Origin of the sequence: Vibrio sp. Evd11 (assembly GCF_900382755.1) — a bacterium.
In the GTDB taxonomy this organism is placed as follows: domain Bacteria; phylum Pseudomonadota; class Gammaproteobacteria; order Enterobacterales; family Vibrionaceae; genus Vibrio; species Vibrio lentus.
Genome location: NZ_OSDX01000004.1, coordinates 1 through 24,776 on the forward strand (window position 1 = coordinate 1; position 24,776 = coordinate 24,776).

Consider the following 24,776-nt stretch of genomic DNA (forward strand, 5'->3'; position numbering starts at 1 on the left):
TAGCCTCAAGGAACAATCACCACCGCCCTAGGCGGTGGTTTTGAGGAGCCAATAAAAAGGGAAGCATCAGCTTCCCTTTTTTGATCCTGTCATTCCTAACTCAGAGTGTCTCGCCTCAAATGAAGTGTGACTAAAATAAGCAGAGCTGACCTAAATGAGAGTTCAATTCACTCAAACGCTCACCTCATCAAGCTAGTGACTTAGTTTTTGTTGCTCCAATTGGTTTGGCTAAAGTCTAAAGACGCACTGTTAGGCGTAGGTGACGATGCATTATCTGAGCTTTGAGCCGTACCCGTTTGGGACGCTGCGTGTTGCTCTGGAGAATATTGTTGGTTGTGCTCTGGGTTGGAGTTCGGGGCTTTCATCTCGAAACTCATTTCAACATCGCTGCCTTGTACATTCGACTCGTCAATTTCCTCTTCTTCAGTAACCTCTTTCACCTTTTTAGGGATCGGGATGTTACGTTTGTAGAGTTTATTCAACGCCTTAATAACCGAGTGTTTGGTGACGGCTTCTTGTGTCAGCTTAGTCATTATCGGTTTAGTTAGAGCCTGTAAGCCCACGACGGCATCCACACCAAGCTCCCCACCAACTTTATCCCTCAAATGCTTTGCTTCGGAGTAACCAAAATGAGCCGATAGAAATAGCCAGATATAAGCAATAGCGTTGCCGTGTTCACCATGGTCGATCCAAGCTTCACCCGCTCTAAACATCGCTTCTGCACTGTTCTTTTCTGCAGCCGTCTCAAGCCAGTAAACAGCCTCACCATGGTTAGGCTCAACACCAACACCGTTTAAATAACTCATACCGAGTTTGATCTTGCCATCTAAGCTATTCTTTTCCGCGGCCTTTTGGTACCACTCGACAGAGCTTTCGGCAGAGTAGTCTGGGTTTTCTTTATCTAGACACCAGTCACCAATAAACAGCATCGCTTCGGTATTACCACCAGCCGCAGACTCTTCGATATAGGTATAACCCTTAGGGATGTTCTTGTCAGTTCCGCGACCAAAGACGAGCGCTTTACCCATCTCGAATTTCGCCGATACGTCATTGTCCAGGGCAGATATTGCCAACTGCCAAAAGTTGGCTTTCTCTCTTAAAATCAGGTCTTCTTTACGCTTCATACTCAAACGTACAATGCCGTACATGCCATTGATATTATCGAGTTGTGCTGCTTTATCATACCAATACAGAGCTTCTTTAATATTGTTACGTTCCGCCTCCTTCGCCAAATACAGAATCGACGGTACATGTCCGGTTTCAGCTTTGAAATGACGCTCTTTTTGCTCTTGGATGCGTGCTTTTTCAATCGCCTTTCGGTAAGCGACAGCGCGAGCCTTACGCTCTTGTTCCAAGCGCTGCTTTCTTAACGATAAAGAGATCAGCCAGACGGCAACCAGTATTAACGAAAGAGCCGCTGCACCAATTGCGATTCCCATTGTACTCATAAAATATTTTAACCTAACTCGGTTGGTATCAGCCTCGGTGTCGAGGTGCTCTCAACCTATAGTGAATGTTTCGAATTACAGGGAAAAGCGCCGTTCTTAAAACGTTCCGCCCTAAAATGAACTTAGTTCAGTATCTCAGGAATACATAGCGATAAAAAGTCTACTGAGACCTATCCTTATGCACTCCATAAATGGTGTGATCTTGCTTCAATATCGATTACTTATGAAGACCACCTTTCATCAGAAAATCAATGGTAACGTTACTGATTTTCCATCCTTAATCTCGTACAATCGTGATTAGGTAAGCTGTCCATAAATGTATGCCAACTCAGCCACCGTTTTCGCAGAAAACTTCTTCATCAAACTCGCTCGATGCACTTCAACCGTTCTCATCGCGATACATAATTCATCGGCAATTTTTTGGTTGCGTTTTCCGTCGATGATTGCTTAAGAATGTCGATTTCGCGTTCAGTCAATGATGCATACGCTTGGCGATACACATTCATATGTAAGTGCTTTTCAGAAGCCTCTAGCCCTTGCTTGATAGCCTCAGCCAATTCGCTGCCTTTAACCGGTTTTTGAAAGAAGTTCACCGCGCCCGCTTGTAAGGCTTCTACCGCCATTGGCACGTCACCATGACCCGTCAGATAAATCACCGAAAGTGGGCTCTGCGCTTTCACCATCAATTCATGAACTTGTTGCCCTCTCATTTCAGGCATTCGGCTGTCTAACACCACGCACCCAGCAGCACTCAAATCCACTGAATCCAGAAAGCTTGGGCCATCTTGATAGGCTGACACCGTGGAATCATGCTCTTCCAATAAGAACACCAATGAGTCGCGCATCGACTCATCGTCATCAACTACATAAACCGGCAACGTTTGATGAAGTTCAGACATAACAAGATTCCTTATGAATCATTTGAAAGAGAGAAAGGCAGTGTCACCGCGACATGGCAACCATGAGGAGTAAGTGAAATGATGGCCATTTGACCACTGTGGTCTTCAATCACGTCTTGGCAAATCGCAAGCCCTAAGCCCAAGCCGTTTTCTTTACTGCTCACAAAGGCTTGAGTGACTTGTTGCTCGGTAAAATCTAAGCCCGTGCCGTTATCGATAACCGACAGTATCATTTTATCCGGTTGATACTCGGTAATCACTTTAATTGTCGATGGTTCGTTATTTTTGTTACCAATATCAGACGTAGCGCTTTGTTCGCGATGCATCTGAGCATTACACGCATCAGTCGCATTGTTGATCAAATTTACAACTACCTGCTGCAATCCGACAGGGTCAACATGTAGCTTGATAGGTTTGCCCACGGCATAACGTTCAATGGTTATCTTGTGTTTCTGTAATCGAAATTGCAGTAGCTCAATGGTATCTGTAAGAAGCACTTCTACATCAGTTTGAGATTTCTCTGATGAGCGTTTTTTGATCATGTTTCTTAAGCGCTGGATGATCGCATCAGCACGATCCACTTGAGACTGAATCTTCTCAAACACAGGTTCAATATCGGTCAGTGGTTTGTTCTTCGAAATCCGCAGTAAGCCACCTTCGCTATAATTCCGAATTGCTGCTAAAGGTTGATTAATCTCGTGTGCCAAACTGCTGCCTAGTTCACCAACTACCGCGATACGTTGTGAGTGCTCTAGCTGTTCACTCTTACTTTTCAGCTTGTACAGCGTCGCTTCTAGTTGCTTTTTGCTGCGACTGAATTTGTATTCTAGCCAGAAGTGGTAAGCATTCAGCGACACCACAAGAGTAAAGAACGCCCATGCCCACTGTTGATTGTATTTGAGCCAGATCAACGCTTCTTTCCACCAAGGTTGTTGCAGTGGATGCATGTCGAGTTGTTGATATAACTTATCGATCGACAGCAGGCTTGTCGGTGAAGTCCAGCCCGATGCATTTGCTGCAATGGCTGGCGCACTGCTCTTTGGCATTGAAAACAGCACCTGACTCATTTGTTTCGCCAGTGCCGAAGACGCTCGCTCTGTTTTGGCGAACGACCAGTTGGAATACAAAGGGGTAGATACTTGGCAACGGAATCCTTCTGGAGCTTGGTTTTCAATCACTCGATATTGCCCAGCGATCAACAAACCTTCACTGATCATGCTCTCAACCAAACAAGCAGGAACGACAGCCGCTTCAATATGCCCTTCTCGCAGTTGGTACAAACTGGCATCGATAGGGAAACCTAAGAACTGAGTATTAGAGAAAAAATGGTTGGGGTTAAGCCCTTGTTGCATCACTTGGTAACGCATCGTGAGGTAACCACCAAAAGCATTTTCAGATACTGCCGCAATCGGCTTACCGCTGAGTTGTTCGAGAGATATATAAGGCGACATTCTTCTCACCACCAGAGCGGAACCAATGCTGCGGGTATTACTGGCGCCTTGAGCTTCAAAGTTATGGCTGGTCATGGTCGCCATCCAAGAAAGCGCATACTGACGTCCTAATCGAACCGCCTGACCGGGGTTGGTGATAACAAAATCGACAGTGATATCTTTTACCGCTTCGGCCATCTCTTCTAAGTTGAAAGGCTTGAGAACAAAGTGTTTTCCGGGAATGCGCTCAGACAACCAATCCATTGTCGGCTGCCAACGCTGTTGAGCTGAAAGCTTACCTCGAGTCGCCAGCACACCGACCTCAATAACCTGCTCCGACTCAACAGTGCTTGTCGTGGCAATCTCTTGCTCCGATTGAGCCGCAAAACACACTCCTGCGGTTAGGCTCAGCCCAAAAAGGCTAACGACTGCATTAGGTTTCGAACGGTCACTGAAATCTCTTTCTCCAAGCAGATTGTTTATTCAATTTATTCTCTCGTCATTTCACTTTTTCTTGAAGTTGACGACATGTTCAACGCTTAACTCACCCTTTAGAGCGCTTTAGATAAGCCTCTAAAAAAAAGCATAACAGCTAGATAGCGAAAACCACATTTGTTCTAGGTCAACTTTGATCTGGGTATGTGGAAATCCACAATACCCCGTGTGCGGTCAAAATCTGACAATGAGCCTAACAGATCGAATACCCATTTATAGGTACCTCTATGGACTCATTGAAAAGACGGTTTCTCAGCCAATTCGGTAAAGTTTCCGCCGGCGCTGCGCTCATTCCCATTACCGGAATCAACACCGTAGTCGCGAGCACAGCCATTCGCAATAACAACCAACCTGACCGCAAAGGCGAAGTAGGTAAACGCTACGCAATGGCGATTGATTTACGTAAATGCGTTGGCTGTCAGGCATGTACTGTTGGCTGTAGCGTTGAAAACCAAGCGCCGATTGGCCAGTTCAGAACCACCGTAAAACAGTATGAAGTCTCCCTCGATGATGGTTCGACTGCTCAACAAGACGTGAAATCATTCATGTTGCCTCGCCTGTGTAATCACTGTGACAACGCACCCTGCATCAAGGTTTGCCCTGTTCAAGCGACCTTCCAGCGTGAAGACGGCATTGTGATGGTCGACAACGAACGCTGCGTAGCCTGTGCTTACTGTGTTCAAGCTTGCCCTTACGATGCTCGCTTCATTAATAACGACACCCTTACCGCTGACAAATGTACTTTCTGTGCACACCGCCTTGAAGATGGGTTGCTGCCCGCTTGTGTAGAAACTTGTGTCGGTGGCGCGCGTGTCATCGGTGACCTTAAAGATCCAAACAGCGAGATCAACCGTCTGCTCAATGAAAACCAAGACGACATCAAGGTGCTTAAGCCTGAGCAGAATACCAACCCCCATGTTTTCTATATCGGCATGAACGAGCGATTCGTTAGCCACATTGAAGGCCAACCTGCGATTTATGATCCAGCCGCCATCGATAACTCATCCTCTAGCAAACAAGAATTAGCAATCGCGACACAAGGCAAACAAGGAGAGACAGCATGAATATCACTGAGGTGTTAGTTCCCGCTCAAGAGATCGCTTGGCTACCGTGGGCAGTTCAATATTTCTTCTACATCGGTTCGGCTTATGCGGCGGCTATTCTGTTTTTGATTGCACTGATATTCAAAAACTCAACCAGCCATCAATTCCGCTCTGCCCTTGTGCTTGTGATGGCCATCGGCGCGATTGTTGGGCCATTAGCATTAACCGGTGATTTGCACCAACCGGGACGTGCTTGGCACTTCTATGCCCACATCACGCCTTGGTCATGGATGTCATTAGGCTCTTTGTTTCTACCTCTATTCTCTGGTCTGGCTGTCGCGACTGCTTGGGTTTACCTGCGTGACGACATCGCACAGCTTAAGGAAAGTGAAAACCCACTTCTAAAACGTTTGGCTTGGCTGACGCTAGGTCAATGGCAAATATCGTCAAAGCTGATGATTGCGCTCGCTGCTGTGACGGCTATTTCGGGCCTAAGCATCGCGCTTTATACAGGCGCAGAGATTGCAATTTTGGCGAGCCGACCGCTTTGGCATCAACCGGCTTCTCCACTACTTTGGTTCACGACCGCATTCTTTGCTGCAACGGGTTTAACGCTGTTGATTTGGGCTCTGCTGCCTTCAAGCAAACCAAGCTTAAAACCAACAGACCTAGCTCTGATACAAAGAACCATTACCTTAACAGGTGGCCTTGCCATCATTCTCACGTCGATTTGGGCATCTAACCATGGTCACTTCAATCTCTATGAGAACAACGCTTGGGGAATCAATCTAGGCATCATGACCACCAGTATTTTGCTGTGCATGATCTTGGTTCTCCCCCTACAACGCTTATCGCAAAGCAAGCTAGGAATTATCTGTGTAGCACTTGCGACCATGATTTCAGCATGGGCGGTACGTTGGGTCACCATGATGGAAGTTCAAACCATCCCACGTTTTGATGTAGGCCCATTCCCTTATGAACTGCCTATGGGGAGCGCTGGGCTACTCGGCATCGTTGGTATGTGCGGCCTTTGGTTAGCGCTTGCGTTGTTCGCTTCTGAAATCGTGTCTACTGGATCTAAAAGCACAACTGGCTCTGCACAAAAGACAGAATCTAAGCCAAACCAAAATACACCTTCACCACTTAACCGTTCACATAGCTTGTAGTCTGAGGAATCATCATGGATAACAAACGTCGTCAATTTTTGAAAACAGGCCTTGCTGCCGGTGGTGTTGGAGCTTTTGCTGCAGGTTATGCGACAACCACAAAGCATATGGTTCACGGTGCTATTGATGGCACCGCAGGTAAGAAAACCAATCACATCCATCACGGTAACTCACTCGAGACAGAATACAGTGTCGATGAACAAGGTAAGATCTCGCCGAATCCAAACCAACGCGTTGCACCATCAATGTGTTTTGGCTGCTGGACACTGTGTGGCTTACGTGTGCGCATCGATAATCGCAATGACGAGATTTTGCGCATCTCGGGAAACCCTTACCACCCGCTATCAAGCGACCAACAGATCCCGTTCAAAACGCCTGTAAAAGACGCCTACATTGGCTTGTCTGGTGAATCCGGTATCAATAACCGCTCGACAGCCTGCGCCCGTGGTAATGGCATGTTAGAGATTCAAAACAGCCCATACCGAATCACTCAACCGTTAAAACGTGTTGGTAAACGAGGTGAAGGCAAGTGGGAGCCGATCAGCTACGAACAACTTATCTCTGAGATCACCGAGGGTGGTGACTTATTCGGTGAAGGTGACGTTGAAGGCTTACGATCGATTCGCGACATCGAAACACCACTTGATCCAAACAACCCTGAGTACGGCCCAAAAGCCAACCAATTACTTGTGACTAATGCCGGTAATGAAGGCCGTGACGACATCTTGAAGCGCTTTGCATTTAACAGCTACGGTACTCGCAACTTTGGTCACCACGGTTCTTACTGTGGCTACGCATTCCGTGCAGGTTCTGGCGCGATCATGAATGATCTAGACAAGTTTTCGCATTTAAAACCTGACTTCAATAACGCAGAGTTCATTCTTTTCATCGGTATGTCTCCGGCTCAAGCAGGTAACCCGTTTAAGCGCCAAGCAAGACAACTGGCTGAGGCTCGTACCAACGGAAAACTGAGCTACACCATAGTGACTCCAAGTCTTCCGGCTGGATCTTCAAGCCTTGCAGCAGGCGATCGCAACAACTGGCTACCGATCAAACCGGGCACCGATTCAGCATTAGTATTGGGCATGATCCAATGGATCATCGAGAACCAACGCTACAATCACGACTTCTTGTCTCGCCCAAGTGCACAAGCGATGCAAAAAGCAGGCACCACGCATTGGTGTAATGCTTCACACCTTGTAATCAGTGACGAAACACACCCACAAAACGGGCGTATGCTTCGCGTATCGGATGTGGGTTTGCTAGAAACAGGCGAACCGATGTCTGACGATGATGGATTTATCGCACTAGATGTGACAACGTCACTATTATCACCGTATATACAGGTGAATGAAGCGGCTCTGTTCGTCGATCAAGACGTAGAAATCGATGGTCAGACCGTTCGTGTGAAGTCTTCTCTACAAAGATTAAAAGAAGAAGCCTTCAAATATGACCTTGCTTACTACAGCGAGCAGTGTGAAATCCCACAAGATCAGATTATTGCACTGGCGAAACGCTTCACCAGCTACGGAACGAAAGCAGTTGTTGATACTCATGGTGGCAACATGCACACCAACGGCTTCTACAACTCGTTCTCTATCCTAATGCTGAACGCGCTGATTGGTAACATCAATGCAAAAGGCGGGGCGATGGCGAAAGCAGGTGGCTACCCAACTTCTGTTGCAGGGCCACGTTACGATTTTACTAAGTTCAAAGGCAAGACTAAGCCTCAAGGCGTATTCTTGTCTCGCAGCAAATTCCCATATCACAAGACCAGCGAATACAAGCGTCGCGTTGCCGCAGGCGAGTCACCCTACCCAACGCGTGCTCCGTGGTACCCAATCTCAGCACCGCTGTTAACCGAGCACTTATCAGCTGCGATTGATGGCTATCCTTACCGTGCAAAAGCGTGGATCAACCATATGGCGAATCCACTTTATGGCGTTCCAGGCTTAGATAACTTACTAGGCGAAAAGCTTAAGGATCCAAAACAGCTTGGCTTGATCGTCTCTATCGATGCCTTCATCAATGAAACCACAGCACTCTCCGATTACCTAGTCCCAGACACGGTTACCTACGAAAGCTGGGGCATTGCAACACCATGGCATGGCGTTGCAACTAAAGCGATTACCGCTCGCTGGCCGATTGTTGAGCCTAAAACCTCACGCACTCAAGATGGGCGCGCCATCAACCTAGAGAACTTCTTTATTGATCTGGCGAAAACACTTGGCTTGGGTGGCTTTGGCGATAACGTAATTAAAGACAGCCAAGGTAACTGGCACGGCATTCATAGTGCGGAAGATTTCTACCTGCGCTCTGCGGCTAACTTAGCATTCGTGAAAGGTGGCGTACCCAATGTAGACGCGGAAGACATAGTATGGTCTGGTCTAGAACGCCTTGTACCTGTGATGAACAAAACGCTCAAGCCAGAAGAGATGCTCAAAGTGGCGTATATCTTTGCGCGTGGCGGTCGTTTCGAAGACGCAACCAATGCCTACACCAATGAAACCATGAAATACAAATGGACCAAACCTTTGGCTATCTGGAATGAAAAGCTGGGGACCTCTCGCAACACCATCACTGGCGAACAGTACATGGGTTGCCCAACATGGTATCCACAAAAATTGGCAGACGGCACACCTTTGGTAGAGCAGTTCCCGACCAAAGATTGGCCATTTACTCTAACCAACTTTAAATCCAACATTCACAGTGCGGTGTCTAACTTGTCACCACGTTTAGAGTCGATCAAAGGCGTGAACCCAGTTTACATTCACCCGCAAGACGCCTCTTCTGCTGGTATCAAAACAGGCGACGTATTTGCCATTGAAACACCGAGTTCAACCACCCACGCGTTGGCGATGGTGATTGATGGCATCAAACAAGGCACATTAGGCTTTGAACACGGCTTTGGACACAAAGAGCTCGGTGAACGTGCACACTGGATTGGTGACACACAACAACCAGTAAAGATGAAGTCGAACGATGGCGTTAACATCAATGATATAGGCTTGATTGACCCGACGAGAGAAGGCAAAGGCGTCATGTTAGATTGGGTTGTGGGAGCAGCAGCAAGACAAGCACTTCCGGCTAAGATCTATAAGGTCTAGGCGTTACCACAACCACTAGTCTCGAGTTTTCATGAACAAGAGCGGCTAACGCCAGATATAGCTGAGGTTTACATTGTAAATCCGTATTCGCCGGAAGAATAAAAAAGAGCCAGATCGTTGAACGATCTGGCTCCTTTTTTGTGTTTAAACTATTAGAAACCCAGCTAGCTAGCCTTGCTGCATCTTTTCCCAAATCGTGGGAGAGCCAATATAATTTTGAACCGTAGTGATGAATTCTTTAACCAGCTTGGTCTGCTTACGGTGCGGGTAAACAGCATAAATAGCGGTATCAGCAGTAGAGATTGGATAGTCTGGAAGTAAAGTAACCAAGCCCAACTCTTTCATTGAGGCATACAGGTTTGATTGGTCAAGGAAACCATAGCCTAAACCATCCTTAACACAAGAGACCATGGTGCGAACATCACTCACCTTATAGTTGCCACGAATCGTCAAGCTTTGGAAAGTGTTGCCATGCGGCTCTTCACTGATACGTAGATGATCGACCGTCATATCGCCATTGGTATAAATCACGGCAGGTAACGCGAGTAGGTCTTGCGGCGTCTTAGGCTCACCATGCTGCTTAACAAAGTCATTCGACGCGACGAGCATGAAGTTACTGTCGGCAATCTTCTTTGCAATCAAGTTGGATTCAACAAGCTTACTGAAGCGAAACGCGATATCAAATTGCCCTGAGATAATATTGGCGATCTTATCATCCAACGACAGCACGATCTGAACATCCGGGTACTTTCTCATGAACTGAGTGATGATAGGTTGCAGATATTGCTGTCCAAAATAAATTGGCGATGTAATTCGCAGCACACCTTTGGGTTCAGACTGATATGAATCTGCAATGCCTTGAATCTGATTGATAGTATCTTTTAGCACGTAGGTTTGCGCGAGAATATCTTCCCCTGCCGACGTCAAAGAAAACGAGCGTGTCGAACGGTTAAGCAGCTGAACACCTAAATCTTGCTCGAGCTTTTTTACCTGCTTAGAGAGCGATGAGTTGTCCATATCATGTAAGGTTGCCGCTTTGGTAAACGACCCTTGTTGAACCACATCTAAGAACAATAACAACTGATTAGTATTTGGCACTGCGCCTCTCCTGAAATAAAACTCGACTAGCGTTCGTCTTTAGGGGTGTCCATCACAACCATGGTCGTGATGGATTGAACCTGAGCGCATTCCCCAAGCACATCGGCATGGAACTTCTTATAGCCCGGCAGATCTTTAGTTTCTACCCTAAGCAAATACTCATTGGCACCAGCAATGTTGTGGCACTCCACCACCTCTTTTTCCATACTGACGTGCTGTTCAAACTCCAACTGTGCTGCTTTGCTGTGGCTCGATAAACCAATCGAAACGTAAGCAATAAAACCCACTCCCATCAAGCCACTGTCCAGAACCGCACGGTAACCTTGAATGATCCCTTTACGCTCGAGATCCTGTACTCGCCTTAAGGTCGCTGAAGCCGACAAACCAATTCGTTCTGAAAGCTCAATGTTGGAGATTCTGCCGTCCAACTTAAGCTCTTGCAATATCCTTTCGTCAAATCTATCCATAAGTACTGATTATTGTGCATTTAGTGATAATAGAGGAAATAAAAGCACATAATTGCCTCACTTTCCACCTACTATGTTTCTCAACACGTGAAAGTCATGACCGGTCAGTCACTTCGTTCATTTTATTGCTGGAGAACCATAATGCCTTTAGAACAACTTAGCGCACTTGCCTTGTTTGCGTTCGTCTCGACCTTCACTCCGGGTCCAAATAACATCATGCTCATGACATCAGGTGCTAATGTTGGGTTTGCCCGTACGATTCCACACATGCTCGGGATAGCTTTGGGATTTGCAGCCATGCTGTTGTTGGTTGGGTTCGGTTTAATGGGTATTTTCAACGCTTATCCAGTCTCTCACCAAATATTGAAGTACCTGAGCCTGACTTACCTCGTGTACCTTGCGATTAAGATAGCTTTGAGCGGTAAAGCCAAAAGCACCGAAGCGTATAAGCCCATGACCTTCATTGGCGCGGCAAGTTTTCAATGGGTGAACCCTAAAGGTTGGTCAATGGCACTGACTGCGATTTCAGTGTACAGCAGCGGCAGTTCATGGTGGGAACTTGCCATCATCGCAGGCATCTTCACGTTAGCCAACTTGCCATCAGTGACATTCTGGACTGCGGCAGGTAAACAGCTCCAGCACTGGCTAACAACACCAGTGCGCATTAAAAGCTTTAACTACGGTATGGCGGGCTTGTTGCTAGCCTCGACGATTCCGATGCTCTAATCGAATAGTTTCTTACTTTGCGATGGTTAGTACACAAGTGCTAGCCATGGTTATGGTTATGGTTATGGTTATGGTTAAAGATATCCAATAATCTCACTTAACCAACGACCAAACATTGACTGTCCGATCGGTGTTAACGTCCATACAAACGCCGCTATATTCACAGCAACGGTGAGCCAATATATAGATCTAAACGGCTGTTTTTGCGTTTTATGACGCAACTTATCTTGAGCAATTAACGCCCCTAGCCAGCCACCAGCAGCAGACAAAATGTGCAGGGTTTTCTCAGGCACACGCCAACTGCCATTAATCGCCGCTCTTTTGTCTTTTGCATACACAAAAAACGTCACCAGCCCGGTCACTAAATACCATACCAGTGCCACTTTTGAACTTTCTACAAACAACGCAGATACAGCCGCCAACACTAGATAAGTGATGGCGATTTGAATAGATGAGGACAACATCAACTCCTTTTGGGTAACAGCTCACATACTGTAGCAATGACGACGTGTAGATTTTAATAAGGATGAGTAAGTTATATTGTAATTCGGTTAGCCTGCAAATAATAACAAGCCCTTTCATCCCTACATAACATGATGGAAGTTAAAGGAATTATAACTATGTACAACCAAAAGTACGCCATCTACCAAGTTTTTACGCGTTTATTTGGCAATAAAAACACCCAACATGTTCCATGGGGCACAGTCGAGCAAAATGGCGTTGGCAAGTTCAATGACTTTACCGACAAAGCGCTATCGGAAATCCGCAAACTTGGCATTACACATATTTGGTACACCGGAGTGCCACATCACGCCATCATCAATGATTACAAACATATTGGTATTTCAGACGATCACCCGAGCATAGTGAAAGGACGCGCAGGCTCACCTTACGCAGTTAAAGATTACTATTCCGTGAATCCTGACCTCACCGACAACCCCGAGCACCGTGTAGAAGAATTTGAGGCATTAATTAAAAGAAGCCACGACAACGGCTTAAAGGTGATCATCGATATCGTCCCTAACCACGTAGCTCGTCATTATCAAGGCTTAAATAAACCACAAGGCGTCTGTGACTTTGGCGCTCAAGATGACACAACACTCGAATATCATAGAGATAATAACTTCTACTACATTCCCGACAGTACATTTGAACTGCCAGATATAGAGCCAGCCTTTACCCCGCTAGGTGGTGAACAGCACCCGAGCCTAAGCTCCCCGTTTATCGAAACGCCAGCCAAATGGACGGCTAACGGCTCACGCTTGGCCAAGCCTAGTTTCGATGATTGGTACGAAACAGTGAAAATCAATTATGGCGTGCGCCCAGACGGCTCAAAAGACTTCCCTGATCTGCCGAGCGATTATGCACAGCGTGACCACCTAGACCATTTCCACTTTTGGAAAGATGTAGATGTGCCAAACTCTTGGGTTAAATTCCGAGACATCACTTTGTTCTGGTTAGACAAAGGTGTTGATGGGTTTCGTTACGATATGGCTGAAATGGTGCCTGTTGAGTTTTGGAGCTACCTCAATTCATCGATAAAGATGAAAAACCAAGATGCCTTTCTGATGGCAGAGGTGTATCAACCGGACTTATACCGAGATTACATCCACCTTGGAAAAATGGACTACCTGTACGATAAGGTTGATCTTTATGACGGTCTAAAAGACATCATGCAAGGCAAGGCTTCAACGGCAATCATCCCTGAGATCCAACATCAGATGATAGATATTGAACATCACATGCTGCATTTCTTGGACAATCACGATGAGCAACGAATTGCTTCCCCAGAGTTTGTTGGTGACCCAAATATCGCAAAGCCTGCAATGCTAGTCAGTGCGTTATTGAGCAGCTCACCAACCATGCTCTACTTCGGACAACAAGTTGGAGAGCCGGGAGCAGAAGATGCAGGCTTTGGACAGCCGTCACGTACATCTATATTCGACTACGTGGGAGTCCCACAGCACCAAAAATGGATGAACCACGGTGCGTTCGATGGCGGGTTGTTAAACGGCAACGAAAAACAGTTGCGATGTTTTTATCAGAAGGTCATGAACTTTTCGCTCAAGCACTCTTCAATGACGGGGGATTATCAAGACTTACACCAGAGTAACAACTTGAGTGATTCCGTTTACGCATTCCTGCGCTATGACAACCAAGAGCTAACCATTGTTGCCGCAAATTTCAGCCAGGACGCCACTGAGAGTGTTCACTTAAAGATTCCAAGCGATGTAATCAAAAACCTCAAAATAGCTGATGGCAATTACTTGCTAGATGAACATATTGAAGGCGTTCAAAAACAGGTATTAAGCGTTGAAAAGAACGTCAATAGTTTCAATATTAAATTGCAACCGCTCGCGTCTTTAGTTTGGGTATTATATTTAAATGAATAGCACGCCTACCAATATAAATTACAGAACAACCTTCCTTTAATCAAATGACAATTTACTTAATTTACAACTTAAATTAACAACATATCAGTTCGATATATTCCTCACATTAATAAGGATGAGTTCTCATCCTTATTATCTACTCCTACCCTCTACGCCTCATGCTCTTAATATTAATTAAATGTGTTATTGATCCAGGTAATTTAATGGAAAAGGAATACAAAGCGTGATACTGATACTAGGTTTCCTATATTTACTAATTAAAAATAACTTTATACATAATCATCACAAATAGTTGGCCCTCGCTAAGGCTAGGATATTCATCTTCATAAAAATGAAATATGGATATCTTACGTGAACAACATAAATATTAATAAGAGCATCACTCTACAACGCGCCTTTAATGTTACCAAAAAGAGGAGCTTCAAACGCTCTACTTTGGCTAAAGCGATTTTACCTCTCTTCACTGCGACTTTGATCGCTGGTTGTGGCAGTGATAATAATAGCGACAACGGTACGGATGCTGGCAACAGTGGCTTGTACAAAGCAGGCGAAAACGAAGTCGTTGTTTACTACAAACGTGATGTTGCGGCCGCGAGCGCTTCTGGCTCAACTTACGACGGCTGGGGATTGCACCTGTGGAACGGCGAAGGCTGTACTAGCACTGACCTAGTTGCTTTGGGTCTAAGTGAAACCGGAACCGATTGGAACAGCCCTTACGAATTTGATGGTATCAGTGATACCTACGGCGCTTACTATGTGTTGAAGGTCGATCCTGATGCTTCTGACCCGCATAAATGCATGAACTTCATCTTACACAATGGCGACGAAAAAGCGTTTGGTAGTGCCAATTCGAAAATCGAGTTAACCAAGCTTGGTGATTCGCAAGGTGTATTCGGATTCCATGGCAGCAGCGAGTTGTACTACGACCCAATCTCAGAGCGCCCGGTGAATATTGATGGACAAAAAGCACATTGGTTAGACGCTACCACCATTGCTTGGGAAGCCGCTAGCAATGCCGATTCTGTAAAACTCTTCTATGCATTAGATAACAGCATCACGATGAACGACGACAAAGAGATCGTTGGTGGCACTGCAATTGAACTAAGCAAAGTTGGGGAATTGCCTTCTGAATTGAAAGAGCGTTTCCGCCACCTTGCAAGCTTACCTGCCCTTGCTATCGACGTTGACGACAACACATTACGCACCATCTTAAAATCTCAGATAATTTTTGTTGCCTATAATGCCAATGGCAATGTTATCTCTTCAACTGAGGTTCAAAAACCTGGTGTGCTTGATGCGGTATTTGCTAGCGAAGATGCTGGTAATGCAATGGGTGAAGAACTAGGCGCGATTGTTGAAGGCAGTGCGGCTACCTTCAAACTTTGGGCACCAACAGCGCAAGATGTAGAACTCGTTCTTTACAGCGAAGATCTACAAAGCTCACAAGTTTATCCGATGACAGAAAGCACTGAGACAGGTATTTGGGCGACTGATGCTGTGTCTAATGCAGTCAACAGTTACTATCGTTACCAAGTGAAGGTTTACCACCCAACCACAGGCAATATCGAAACCCGCCTAGTAACCGACCCTTACTCACTTAGTTTGTCAAATAACTCTGCATACTCTCAAGTTATCGACCTTAATGATTCAACCTTGAAACCAACGAACTGGGACGACTACGAACGACCAACCGTAGAAAAAGACGAAGACCATGTACTTTACGAGTCTCACCTTCGTGACTTTAGCTTCAGCGATAAGCTCGGCACAGCTAACTTAAATGGAAAATACCTCGCTCTCACAGAAGCCGATCGTGAGTCGGTCAAGCACCTACAAGCTCTGCAAGAAGCAGGTTTAACTACGCTGCATATCTTACCGGCATTCGATATCGCTACCGTTGATGAGGATGAAGCGAGCCGCGTTGATATTACCGACACAGTTGGCAAACTATGCGATGTAAAACCAGCAGCAGCCTTATGTGGTAACGAAGATGAAAGCAAAACCATCGAAGATGTACTCGATGGTTATGACTCTGCAACGGGTGACGCCCAAGCCCTAATGAACGACCTGCGCATGCTTGATAGCTTCAACTGGGGCTACGACCCATTTCATTACACGGTTCCAGAGGGAAGTTACGCGACCGATCCTAATGGTTCTAAGCGTATTTTAGAGTTCCGTCAGATGGTTAAAGCGACGCACGACATGGATCTTAAGCTGATCATGGACGTTGTATACAACCATACCAATGCGTCTGGCGTGAACGATAAGTCAGTGCTGGATAAGATTGTCCCTGGGTACTACCACCGTCTTAACGTCAACACAGGTGACGTCGAAAACTCAACCTGTTGTGACAACACTGCGACCGAAAACCTGATGATGGGTAAATTGATGGTCGACTCTCTTAAGGTGTGGGCTGACGATTATAAAGTGGATGGTTTCCGTTTTGACTTAATGGGCCACCAGCCAAAAGACGTGATGGTAGAAGCTCTTACTGAAGTTCGTAAAATCGACGAGAACACACTGTTCTACGGTGAAGGTTGGGATTTCGGCGAAGTAGCGAATAACGCACGCTTCGATCAAGCGAACCAAATCAACATGGCAGGCACTGAGATCGGTACCTTCTCGGACCGTTTGCGCGACGCAGTTCGTGGCGGTAGTCCGTTCGATGGTGGCGTCGATTCAGAAGGTAATCACCCACTTCGATTCAACCAAGGTTTTGGTAATGCCGCGATTGCCAATGAAGAGACCAAAGTTGATCAAGATTCAATCAACGGTCGTTTACACAACCAAGATCTTGTTCGTTTAGGGATGGCAGGTAACCTTGCAGAATACGTGTTGATTGATTACAAAGGCGACACCAAACTGGGTAAAAACGTCGATTACAACGGTGCGCCCGCTGGTTACACCAAAATACCTTCAGAGAACATCTCTTACGTTTCAAAACACGATAACCAAACGCTTTGGGACAACAACGCTTACAAGATCGCTGCAGGCACTAGTTCTGCAGAGCGTGCTCGCATGCAGTCTGTATCGCTTTCTACCGTGATGTTAGGCCAAGGTATACCATTCATCCATATGGGTTCTGAACTGTTGCGCTCTAAGTCTATGCAGCGTGATTCTTACGACTCTGGCGACTGGTACAACCGCGTCATGTTTGATGGTACTGACAATAACTGGAATGTTGGCTTACCACGTGAAGATAAAGATGGTGCTAACTGGGGTTTGATCAAAACCATCATTGCTGACAGCACCTCTAAACCAGACGCAGACGACATTGAGCTGACTAAGCAGCAATTCCTAGAGCTATTGAAAATCCGTAGCTCAAGCGAACTGTTCCGCTTAGACACAGCAGACGAAGTCATGAAGCGTGTCGACTTCCGCAATGTTGGTGAAGATCAAGTCGAAGGCTTAATCGTGATGTCTATCGATGATGGTGTTTCAGCCGGTGCTAACCTAGATCCTGCCAACGATGCGATTGTTGCTGTTGTAAACTCAACCAATAAATCTCAATCGTTCAAAATCACAGGAGCAATCGGCTTTGCACTCCACACCGTTCAACAAAATTCTGAAGATGACATTGTAAAAGGAGCAAACTTCGCCGCTGAAACCTTCACAGTACCTGCGTTAACAACCGCAGTGTTCGTACAAGCCCAAAATGGCGACGTACAAGGAGCGGGTCTGCCAGTTGATAACTCTGATAAAGATGTGTCTAGCATTCCTCCATACGGTCAAACAACGGTTTATGTTCGTGGTGACATGAATGGATGGGGTGCAGCTGATAATTGGGCGATGAGCTTTGTTGCAAATGGAGTTTATTCTGTAACAGGCAACTTGGAGGCTGGTAACTATGGCTTCAAGTTTGCGGATGCAGATTGGGGAACACCTAACCTTGGCTGCGACTCTGTTGAACTTGCAGATGGCTCGATCAATCTTGGTACTGGTGGTAACTGCCAATTGAGCGTAACTGAAGCAGGCAGCTACACATTCACTCTGAATGCGATTCATGAGTTAAACAGCAGTGTGGATAAGGCCGTGGTTTCTGTGGCCAAGCAGTAAGCTTTACAAGACAAAAACTAGGCTTAGAGGGAGGCATTAAGCCTCCCTTTTTCTATGTTAGCCCTCATGAGATAGAATTGAAGCTAGCCTCACAGCATCCTATTTTGAGCAGCAGTTCACATACCTCAGTAACTACGCCCTAAATTTCTCAATTAGGGAGGATAAAGCTGCATTCCGATTGAGCTAGCCTCCTAGCTAACAGAACAAAGGCCTACATCTCTACTTCACAAGATGGAAATAAGTATGTACAACAAAAAACATTCAATCTATCAAGTCTTTACACGTTTATTTGGTAATCAAAATACACAGAACACACCTTGGGGCACCATTGAACAAAATGGTGTCGGTAAATTTAGCGACTTTACGGATACAGCCCTAACTGAACTTAAAGAGCTTGGCATTACGCATATTTGGTACACCGGAGTACCACACCATGCTTTGATCAACGATTACAAAAATATCGGTGTATCTGATGATCATCCTAGTGTCGTAAAAGGCCGAGCTGGCTCACCTTATGCGGTCAAAGATTACTACTCAGTAAACCCCGATCTTGCTGATGACCCAGCAAAGCGATTGGAAGAATTCGAAGCTTTAATCAAAAGAAGCCATGACAATAGTCTGAAGGTGATCATAGATATCGTCCCTAACCACATTGCTCGTAACTACGAAGGTTTGAATAACCCTGAAGGCATCAGCGATTTTGGCGATCAAGATAAAGTAGACATTGAGTATCATCGTAACAACAATTTCTATTACATCCCTAACACCTCATTCGAACTGCCAGAGATCGATCCTGCATTTGTTCCACTTGGTGGTGAGCAACATTCAGCTTTAACCTCCCCTTTCCTAGAAGCACCAGCCAAATGGACAGGGAATGGATCTCGCTTAAGTAAGCCGAGCTTTGATGATTGGTATGAAACTGTAAAGATAAACTATGGTGTGCGCCCAGACGGCTCAAAAGACTTCCCTGAACTACCAAATGGCTATGCCAAGCGTGATCACCTAGCTCACTACCACTTCTGGCAGCAAGTTGATGTGCCAAATTCATGGGTTAAATTTCGAGACATCGCTTTATATTGGTTGGAAAAAGGGGTTGATGGGTTCCGTTATGACATGGCTGAAATGGTACCTGTCGAGTTCTGGAGCTACCTCAACTCGTCAATAAAGATGAAAAACCAAAAAGCTTTTTTAATGGCTGAGGTATATCAACCGGATTTGTACCGAGATTATATTCACTTAGGCAAAATGGACTACCTGTATGACAAAGTTGATCTTTACGATGGTCTGAAAGCAATTATGCAAGGCAAGGCTTCAACAGCAATCATCCCCGAGATCCAGCATCAAATGATGGACATTGAACATCACATGATGCACTTCTTAGACAACCACGATGAACAGCGTGTCGCGTCTCCAGAGTTTGCGGGTAACCCACACATCGCTAAGCCAGCCATGTTGGTTAGTACGCTATTAAGTAGCTCTCCAACCATGATTTACTTCGGGCAAGAAGTCGGCGAACCAGGTGCGGAGAATGCAGGTTTTGGACAACCTTCTCGCACATCTATATTCGATTACATCGGTGTTCCTCAACATCAAAAATGGATGAACGGGGGAAAGTTTGATGGGGGGCAACTCAACGAACACGAAAAGCAGCTCAGACTTTTCTACCAACAAGTGATGACGTTTTCGTTAAACCATTCATCGATGACCGGAGCGTACCAAGATTTACATCAATCCAATCAGCTAAGTGATTCCGTGTATGCTTTCTTGCGTTTTGATAACCAAGAACTGGTTCTCGCGGCTGCTAACTTTAGCCAAAGCATGACGGATAATATCGAGTTGAAGATTTCTGCAGAAGTGATTCAAGAGCTGGGAATCGTAGACGGAAGCTATGCGCTCAAAGAACATATTGAAGGCGTCCAACAGCAGACGCTGTATGTGGAAAATGGTGTCGGTTACTTTAATGCGGAACTAAAACCCCTAGCCGCTTTAGCTTGGGTGTTAATCATCTAATCAACCATTCTCAAAGTAATTTATAATTACAAGATAAAGTAAGTGTACAAAGGTACTTAACGAGATACTTCTGTCATGTTAAGTACCTAAATACGATAAATAATTAGACCATCCAAAATCAAGGTGCTGGTCGTTTTAGAATCTAATCAAAATTAACCTTCTGTAAGATATCAATGAAACACTTTATTTTCAGATCTTCCGCACTCTGTTTAGCATAAAGCCCAACATTCCCCCGCTTAGAGTCATCAATCAACAACGTTTCAAAGCCTCTTTCTTTCATCCAGTCACACATTTTATGACTGTAAGGCATCACAGCATCTGACATTCTTAACATATCTAAGCTCGCAAAAAGAGAGTCAACGTCATAGACATCTCGCCCTACAGTTTCAGAGTCACGACCACCAGGTTGTGAATTTACGTGATCTGAAAGTACAGAATTATGCCTAGAGTGATCAGGAGTGACTTGAAGGATTGGAAAATCCAACATGTCACGTCTTAACAAATTAGAGTCTAAGTTTTTCTTCGCTAGTAATGGATGCCCACTTCGAACGAACACTGCTTCTTTGTCTTGAAATAATGGATAAAAAGTCACCTTACATCGTTCATGCAGCCCATAAATTTCATGACCAACAAACAAATCAATATCGCCTTGAACCAAGTGGTGCATCAAAGATAGGTTATTTCCAAACTCCAAATGTAGAGAACCCGTTGGCTCGTTTTTCTTATATTCAGCCACAGCCCCACAAACAAATTGCTCCCACCAAGCTTCCCCAGTCCCTAGCTTCAATTTACCTAATTGACGTTGCTGCATATCAGTAAAGCGATGCATTAGTGATAAATGTTTTTCTTGTTGTTCTTGCGCAAATTCACGAAACAAAAGCCCATACTCAGTGAGCTCAACACCTTTGGACTTGCGAATAAAAATAGCGACACCAATATCACTCTCTAGCTTCTTAATCGCAGCGGTCAAGGAAGGTTGGCTAATATTCAACTTTTCCGCGGCGCCTTTAATGCTGCCTGTATGTGCGACCATCAGAAAATATCGGTATAGCTTATTCATAGGATTCTCTTAGTTTGCATTCGATCACAAAATGCGAGGTTAGAATTTCAGCAAATTAGACCACTGTACACAATGCACAGCGGATAGCCTCCATGATATAGGATTTTTCTATAGAGAACATTAGGAATGCTATTTCCCACAAAAAGGGGAAATCACTATAGTAAGGACAATTAACTAATTAAGTGGAAATTGAGATGGAACAGAAATGGTGGCATGACGCAGTGGTCTACCAAATTTACCCGCGTAGCTTTTTAGATTCAAATAATGACGGTATTGGCGACCTCAATGGAATTATCAGCAAACTCGACTACCTCAAAGAGCTTGGTATTAATGTCATTTGGCTATCTCCCGTTTATCAGTCTCCAATGGATGACAATGGTTATGACATCTCCGACTACCAAGCGATTGCTAAAGAGTTTGGTAGCATGGAAGACATGAAACGCCTTATGGACGAAGCCAAGAAACGTGACATTAAAATTGTCATGGATTTGGTGGTAAACCATACATCAGACGAGCACCGTTGGTTCGAACAAGCACGTTCTTCAAAAGACAATCCATATCGAGATTATTACATTTGGCGCGATGCAAGACCGGATGGTAGCGCACCAGATGACCAAGAATCTATCTTCGGCGGTAGCGCTTGGCATTGGGATGAGCTAACACAACAATACTTCTTCCATCTGTTTTCAAAACGTCAACCAGATTTGAATTGGGAAAACCCGAAAGTACAAGAAGAAGTTCATAATATGATGAACTGGTGGATTGACCTTGGCATCGGCGGCTTCCGATTAGATGTCATTGATCTAATCGGTAAAGAAATCGATAAAGGCATTACTGGGAACGGACCAAGGTTACACAAGTTATTACAACAAATGAATCAGGCTACCTTTGGCAATAAAGATTTGTTAACAGTTGGAGAGACTTGGGGCGCAACACCAGAGATCGCGAAGCTATACAGCGGACAAGATAGAAATGAGCTTTCGATGGTATTCCAGTTTGAACACATCACCCTGACATGGGAAAACGGTGACAAATGGAACCCAATTCCTCTCGATCTTAGAGAATTCAAAAATGTTCTGACTAAATGGCAGCTAGAATTGGCAGATGGTGGCTGGAATTCCCTATTCTGGAATAACCACGATTTACCGCGCTTGGTGTCAAAATACGGTGATGACAAAAACTACCGAGTCGAGTCAGCAAAAATGCTTGCGACTTGCTTGCACTTCTTGAAGGGTACGCCCTATATCTACCAAGGTGAAGAAATTGGCATGACGAACGTCGCTTTCGACAGCTTAGATCAGTACAAAGATATCGAGACTCATAACTTTTACAAAGTGAAAACGGAATCTGGCATAACTCATGAGCACATGATGGATGCCATTCATGAGAACAGCCGCGACAATGCTAGAACACCAATGCATTGGAGTAATCAGGCGAACGCAGGCTTCTCCGGTGGAACACCGTGGATTGAACTCAATCCAAACTATCCAGAGATCAATGTTAAAGATGCATTAGCGAATCCAAATTCAATCTTTTATCACTATAAGAAGTTAATCGAATTGCGAAAAGCTCACCCAGCAATTGTTTACGGATCATTCGTTCCGGTTTTTGAAGAACATGACAAAGTTTTTGCCTATGTCCGTGAGCTGGATAGTGAACAGCTACTGGTTGTATGTAACTTCTCAGGGGAGTCACTCACTCTTGAAACGCCTGAACAATATCGCACTCAAACACCAGTTTGCTTAATCAGTAACTATGGTGAGATTCTAAGTGTCGACGCGCAATTACACCTGGCTCCGTATGAATCATTTGCGCTAAAACTCTAGCCCCTCTAAAGCTCCAGCCCCCATGTAAAGGCAAGGTCACACCTTGCCTTTTTTATTAAAAACAGCTTTGAACCTAACTTACACAGCACAAGCCAACATAAGCAATCTTCTCCCCATCAAACTATCGTCCAAACACCATCAATTTGTTTGAGCCCACCTTCACATTTCTTTTCACGTTCAACATCACAAAAGCGATCCAGCAGCCTCTAAAACTCTAGGTTCATTATCATGATATAGATTTTTACTATATCTACAGCCCATTTACCTATTTCTCAAGATGAAAGTAAGCCGATAAAATCAAGCCAGATAATAAGAACTGATCGAAGTGATTATCGTTATGGATAACCTTCTGAATATGGAATGAAACTATGAAACCTCTATTGAAAACACTGTCTATTTGTACCCTTGCTGCTCTTTTCAATGCGCCTGCTTTTGCAATGGAAGAAGGTGAAATCACGATCTGGATTAACGGCGACAAAAGTTACGCAGGCCTAGCTGAAATTGGTAAGCAATTCGAAGAAGATACTGGCGTAAAAATTAACGTTCAGTACCCAGATTCACTGGAAGCTAAATTCCAACAACACGCAGCGACAGGCGGCGGCCCTGATATCATTTTTTGGGCACATGACCGTTTTGGTGGCTATGCAGAATCAGGTTTACTTCACGAACTAAACCCAAGTAAAGAGTTCAAAGAAAAGCTCGTCGACTTCAGTTGGGATGCGGTAACAGTGAATGGTAAAATTGTAGGGTACCCTTTAGCAATCGAAGCACCTTCTCTGATCTACAACAAAGACCTACTACCAAACCCACCAAAAACATGGGAAGAGCTTGCAGCTATTCAAAAAGAAATGGCTAAACAAGACAAAAAAGCCATCATGTGGGATGTAAAAAATGCTTACTTCACATGGCCAATGATTTCTGCAGGTGGTGCATTCGCCTTCGAGAAAACAGAAACGGGTTACAACGCTAAAAGTACTGGCGTTAACAATGCAGCAGGCGTTCATGGCCTTCAATTCTTAGTTGATATGGTAAACCAAGGGGTTGTTAACCCGAATATGGATTACTCAGTCGCGGAAGCAGAGTTCACTAATGGTAACGTTGCGATGACCATTAATGGCCCTTGGTCTTGGGGTAACTTAGATAAACTTGGTGTTAACTATGGTGTTGCAGAGCTGCCGACATTGAATGGTGGTAAAGGTAACCCATTTGTTGGAATCTTAAGTGCTGGCATCAATGCTGCGAGTCCAAATACCGACCTTGCGGTAGAGTTCTTAGAGAACTACCTGTTCCAAGACGATGCTCTGAAAACCATGAATGATGACAAGCCTCTTGGCGCAGTGACGCTAAAATCATTCCAAAAAATTCTTGAGAGCGATGATCGCATCAAATCAACCATGACTAATGCTGAAAACGGCGAAATCATGCCAAACATCCCGCAAATGACGGCATATTGGTTCGCTGAAGGCGCAGCTATCGATAACGCAATGCAAGGTAAGCAAACTGTTAAAGAAGCACTAGACACAGCAGCGAAGCAAATTACCAAATAATCCTTTCT

The 24,776-nt window shown here is 45.0% G+C and carries 14 protein-coding genes and 2 pseudogenes; 9 read left to right on the top strand and 7 right to left on the bottom strand.

Features of this window, described 5'->3' with window-relative positions; translation table 11 throughout:
• Window positions 1–200: 200 nt before the first annotated feature.
• The 3 genes and pseudogenes from ED652_RS02280 to ED652_RS02290 form a co-directional block, all read right to left on the bottom strand.
• Window positions 201–1,448 carry a tetratricopeptide repeat protein gene (locus ED652_RS02280; protein WP_122053364.1) on the bottom strand — a complete coding sequence of 416 codons (1,248 nt, stop codon included), beginning with the start codon at window positions 1,446–1,448 and terminating at the stop codon, window positions 201–203.
• 297 nt (window positions 1,449–1,745) lie between these two features.
• Window positions 1,746–2,347, bottom strand: a pseudogene (locus ED652_RS02285) (response regulator transcription factor).
• Between the two features lie 11 nt (window positions 2,348–2,358).
• Window positions 2,359–4,229, bottom strand: a pseudogene (locus tag ED652_RS02290) (PhnD/SsuA/transferrin family substrate-binding protein).
• A 270-nt stretch (window positions 4,230–4,499) separates the two neighbouring features.
• Between ED652_RS02290 and dsrO the strand changes: the two are divergent.
• Genes dsrO through ED652_RS02305 form a run of 3 tightly spaced genes read left to right on the top strand, consistent with a single transcriptional unit; the run spans window position 4,500 to window position 9,588 of the window.
• Window positions 4,500–5,336 carry a sulfate reduction electron transfer complex DsrMKJOP subunit DsrO gene (gene dsrO / locus ED652_RS02295; RefSeq protein WP_122053366.1) on the top strand — a complete coding sequence of 279 codons (837 nt, stop codon included), beginning with the start codon at window positions 4,500–4,502 and terminating at the stop codon, window positions 5,334–5,336.
• Window positions 5,333–6,481, top strand: coding sequence for an NrfD/PsrC family molybdoenzyme membrane anchor subunit (gene nrfD / locus ED652_RS02300; RefSeq protein WP_122053367.1), 1,149 nt, complete (start codon window positions 5,333–5,335; stop codon window positions 6,479–6,481). Before dsrO ends, nrfD begins: the two co-directional genes overlap by 4 nt.
• A 14-nt stretch (window positions 6,482–6,495) precedes the next feature.
• Window positions 6,496–9,588: a tetrathionate reductase subunit A gene (locus tag ED652_RS02305; protein WP_122053368.1), complete on the top strand. Its 3,093-nt coding sequence runs from the start codon at window positions 6,496–6,498 to the stop codon at window positions 9,586–9,588.
• Between the two features lie 168 nt (window positions 9,589–9,756).
• On the opposite strand, the gene ED652_RS02310 is transcribed toward ED652_RS02305, so the two are convergent.
• Window positions 9,757–10,686, bottom strand: a complete 930-nt coding sequence (locus tag ED652_RS02310) for a LysR family transcriptional regulator (RefSeq protein ID WP_122053369.1) — start codon at window positions 10,684–10,686, stop codon at window positions 9,757–9,759.
• A 26-nt stretch (window positions 10,687–10,712) separates the two neighbouring features.
• A complete protein-coding gene (locus ED652_RS02315) occupies window positions 10,713–11,153 on the bottom strand; it encodes an Lrp/AsnC family transcriptional regulator (RefSeq protein WP_122053370.1) in 441 nt (146 codons plus the stop codon).
• Window positions 11,154–11,294: 141 nt separating this feature from the next.
• Between ED652_RS02315 and ED652_RS02320 the strand changes: the two genes are divergently transcribed.
• Window positions 11,295–11,879: a LysE family translocator gene (locus tag ED652_RS02320; protein ID WP_122053371.1), complete on the top strand. Its 585-nt coding sequence runs from the start codon at window positions 11,295–11,297 to the stop codon at window positions 11,877–11,879.
• A gap of 74 nt (window positions 11,880–11,953) precedes the next feature.
• Here ED652_RS02320 and ED652_RS02325 read toward each other — a convergent pair whose 3' ends face one another.
• Window positions 11,954–12,343, bottom strand: coding sequence for a DUF1294 domain-containing protein (locus ED652_RS02325; RefSeq protein WP_122053372.1), 390 nt, complete (start codon window positions 12,341–12,343; stop codon window positions 11,954–11,956).
• Window positions 12,344–12,499: 156 nt separating this feature from the next.
• Between ED652_RS02325 and ED652_RS02330 the strand changes: the two genes are divergently transcribed.
• The 3 genes from ED652_RS02330 to ED652_RS02340 all read left to right on the top strand — a co-directional run bounded on the left by ED652_RS02330 (window position 12,500) and on the right by ED652_RS02340 (window position 20,335).
• Window positions 12,500–14,272: an alpha-amylase family glycosyl hydrolase gene (locus tag ED652_RS02330; protein WP_122053373.1), complete on the top strand. Its 1,773-nt coding sequence runs from the start codon at window positions 12,500–12,502 to the stop codon at window positions 14,270–14,272.
• 351 nt (window positions 14,273–14,623) lie between these two features.
• Window positions 14,624–18,325 carry a pullulanase-type alpha-1,6-glucosidase gene (gene pulA / locus ED652_RS02335; protein WP_122053374.1) on the top strand — a complete coding sequence of 1,234 codons (3,702 nt, stop codon included), beginning with the start codon at window positions 14,624–14,626 and terminating at the stop codon, window positions 18,323–18,325.
• Window positions 18,326–18,568: 243 nt separating this feature from the next.
• Window positions 18,569–20,335, top strand: a complete 1,767-nt coding sequence (locus ED652_RS02340) for an alpha-amylase family protein (protein ID WP_122053375.1) — start codon at window positions 18,569–18,571, stop codon at window positions 20,333–20,335.
• Window positions 20,336–20,477: 142 nt separating this feature from the next.
• Here ED652_RS02340 and ED652_RS02345 read toward each other — a convergent pair whose 3' ends face one another.
• Entirely contained in the window at window positions 20,478–21,395 is a 918-nt protein-coding gene (locus tag ED652_RS02345) for a LysR family transcriptional regulator (RefSeq protein ID WP_122053376.1), read from the bottom strand.
• A 194-nt stretch (window positions 21,396–21,589) separates the two neighbouring features.
• On the opposite strand from ED652_RS02345, the gene ED652_RS02350 reads away from it, so the two are divergent.
• Complete coding sequence (locus ED652_RS02350) at window positions 21,590–23,221, top strand: alpha-glucosidase (RefSeq protein ID WP_122053377.1); 1,632 nt, start codon at window positions 21,590–21,592, stop codon at window positions 23,219–23,221.
• A 368-nt stretch (window positions 23,222–23,589) separates the two neighbouring features.
• Window positions 23,590–24,768, top strand: coding sequence for a maltose/maltodextrin ABC transporter substrate-binding protein MalE (malE, locus tag ED652_RS02355; RefSeq protein ID WP_122053378.1), 1,179 nt, complete (start codon window positions 23,590–23,592; stop codon window positions 24,766–24,768).
• Window positions 24,769–24,776: the final 8 nt, after the last annotated feature.